At 49.4% G+C, this 2,652-nt stretch carries 3 protein-coding genes; all 3 read left to right on the forward strand.

Features of this window, described 5'->3' with window-relative positions:
- Positions 1–805, forward strand: an 805-nt coding sequence (gene dusB, locus B3182_RS00805; protein WP_292751150.1) for a tRNA dihydrouridine synthase DusB, incomplete at its 5' end; no start/stop codon positions are given.
- Positions 802–1,098: a DNA-binding transcriptional regulator Fis gene (gene fis, locus B3182_RS00810; RefSeq protein WP_062066283.1), complete on the forward strand. Its 297-nt coding sequence runs from the start codon at positions 802–804 to the stop codon at positions 1,096–1,098. The genes dusB and fis, both read left to right, overlap by 4 nt.
- A 100-nt stretch (positions 1,099–1,198) precedes the next feature.
- Positions 1,199–2,652: bifunctional phosphoribosylaminoimidazolecarboxamide formyltransferase/IMP cyclohydrolase (gene purH / locus B3182_RS00815; RefSeq protein WP_292751155.1), on the forward strand; the 1,454-nt coding region annotated here is incomplete at its 3' end.

A 2,652-nucleotide genomic window follows, 5' to 3' on the forward strand; every position in this document is an offset into this window, starting at 1 on the left:
GGGTGAAGCCGAGCCCGTCGCCGTACAAATTGCCGGAGGTGATCCGGAAATGATGGCCGAGGCCGCGCGCCTCAATGCGGCCAATGGCGCCCAGATTATTGATATCAATATGGGCTGCCCCGCTAAAAAAGTATGTAAAAAAGCCGCCGGTTCTGCGCTCTTAAAAGACGAGCAACTGGTCGCTAATATTTTGCAAGCCGTAGTCAGTGCAGTGGATATACCCGTCACACTGAAATTTCGCACTGGCTGGAGCAACGAAGAACGCAATGCGGTGCGTATTGCACGCATCGCCGAAGATGCTGGCATACAAGCGTTGGCACTTCACGGTCGCACCCGCGCCGATGCTTTTTTGGGTGCAGCCGAGTATGACACTATCGCCAGTGTCGTGAGTGCGGTGAAAATTCCCGTGTTTGCCAATGGCGATATAGATTCACCGCACAAAGCCAAAGCCGTGTTAGATCACACAGGTGCCGCAGCGGTGATGATAGGACGGGCGGCTCAAGGTCGTCCCTGGATTTTCCGGGAAATTGCGCATTACCTGCGTACCGGTGAGCAATTACCCGAACCGTCGCTGACCGAAGTCAGAGACATTTTATGTACCCATCTGCGTGAGCTATACCGTTTTTATGGTGAGTTTATGGGCCCGCGTATCGCGCGCAAACATGCGAGTTGGTATTTGCATACGGTCCCTGGCAGCGAAGCATTTCGCAAAACCTTTAACGCTATAGATAATGCAGAAGAACAACAAACCAGCATTCAAAATTTCTTTGAACAGCTGCTTACGAAAGAGGAAAAAGCCGCATGAATACCGCAACTTTCTTTGCTGAATCAACTCCAGCACAAGCTGCAAACCCAAACCAACCAGTACAAGCTCAATCGCTGCGCGGCTGTGTAGAGCAGGCAATGGAAAACTATTTCAAACACCTCGATGGTCAAGAGGTTAGCAACGTTTACGAAATGGTACAGGCTGAAGTAGAAGCGCCTATGCTTGAAATTGTATTGAAATATACCCGCCACAACCAAACCCGCGCTGCGCAAGTATTGGGTTTGAACCGTGGTACTCTGCGTAAAAAATTAAAGCAATACGGCCTGCTGTAATTTTCCCAGCGCCGCATGGCAATCAAAAAAGGGGTGGCAATTTATTTCCACCCCTTTTGCTTTTCAACAGTTTAATTTTTCACTTACATGGGAACTGAGTATGTCTAACACTTCCGATCTTGTTGCAGTAAAACGCGCGTTAATCAGCGTGTCTGATAAAACCGGCATTGTCGAATTCGCCCAAGCCCTGCACGCCCAAGGCGTAGAAATTTTATCAACCGGTGGCACATTTAAATTACTCACCGACAACAAGATCCCAGCGATTGAAGTCTCTGACTACACCGGCTTCCCAGAAATGATGGATGGCCGCGTTAAGACCCTGCACCCCAAAGTTCACGGCGGTATTTTAGGTCGCCGCGGTATTGATGAAGGCGTAATGACACAACACGGTATCAACGCGATTGATATGGTCGTTGTGAATTTGTATCCGTTTGAAAAAACTGTTGCCAACAAAGACTGCTCTTTGGAAGACGCGGTAGAAAATATCGATATCGGCGGCCCAACCATGGTGCGCGCTGCTGCAAAAAATCATGCTCACGTTAATATCGTGGTTAACGCTGCTGACTACGCCACTATTCTCACTGAGATGCAAGCCAACAACGGCTGCACCTCACTGAAAACCCGTTTCGATTTGGCGATTAAAGCCTACGAACACACCGCCGCTTACGATGGCGCCATCGCCAATTATTTTGGTCGCATGGTAGAAGGTGGCAGTGCGAATTTCCCGCGTACTTTCAACAGCCAATTTATCAAAGCGCAAGAAATGCGCTACGGTGAAAACCCGCATCAAAAAGCCGCTTTTTATGTGGAAAAAAATTCACAAGAAGCCAGCATTGCCACCGCTAAACAACTGCAAGGTAAAGAGCTGTCGTACAACAACGTTGCTGACACTGACGCAGCGCTAGAAACCGTTAAATGCTTCACCGAGCCAGCTTGTGTGATTGTGAAACACGCCAATCCTTGCGGTGTTGCTGTAGCGTCTAACATTAAAGATGCTTACGACCTCGCCTACGCAACTGATACCGAATCTGCCTTCGGCGGTATTATTGCCTTCAACCGCGAGTTGGATGCAGCGACTGCGCAAGCGATCGTTGAACGTCAATTTGTGGAAGTGATTATCGCTCCCAGTGTTTCTGCCGAAGCTGTTGAAGTCGTGAAAGCCAAACAAAATGTTCGCCTGCTTGCCTGCGGCGAGTGGGGTACTGAGCGCTTCGCTGGATTGGATTACAAACGCGTCAATGGCGGCTTGTTGGTACAAGATCGCGACAACGGCATGATCACCGCTAGCGATTTGAAAATTGTGAGCAAGCGCATCCCTACCGAAGACGAACTACGCGATATGTTGTTCGCCTGGAAAGTGGCGAAATTCGTTAAATCCAATGCAATTGTTTACGCCAAAAACTCACAAACCATCGGTGTGGGTGCAGGCCAAATGAGCCGTGTAAATTCCGCTCGTATAGCGGCAATCAAAGCAGAACACGCTGGTTTGCAAGTCGCTGGCTCAGTAATGGCCTCCGATGCATTCTTCCCGTTCCGCGATGGTATCGACAATGC

This window comes from Methylophaga sp. UBA4204, assembly GCF_002379485.1.
Lineage (GTDB): Bacteria > Pseudomonadota > Gammaproteobacteria > Nitrosococcales > Methylophagaceae > Methylophaga.

What these genes read in the sequence shown, in the direction of transcription:
- fis (WP_062066283.1), top strand. Translation starts at nt 802, where the DNA reads ATGAATACCGCAACTTTCTTTGCTGAATCAACTCCAGCACAAGCTGCA.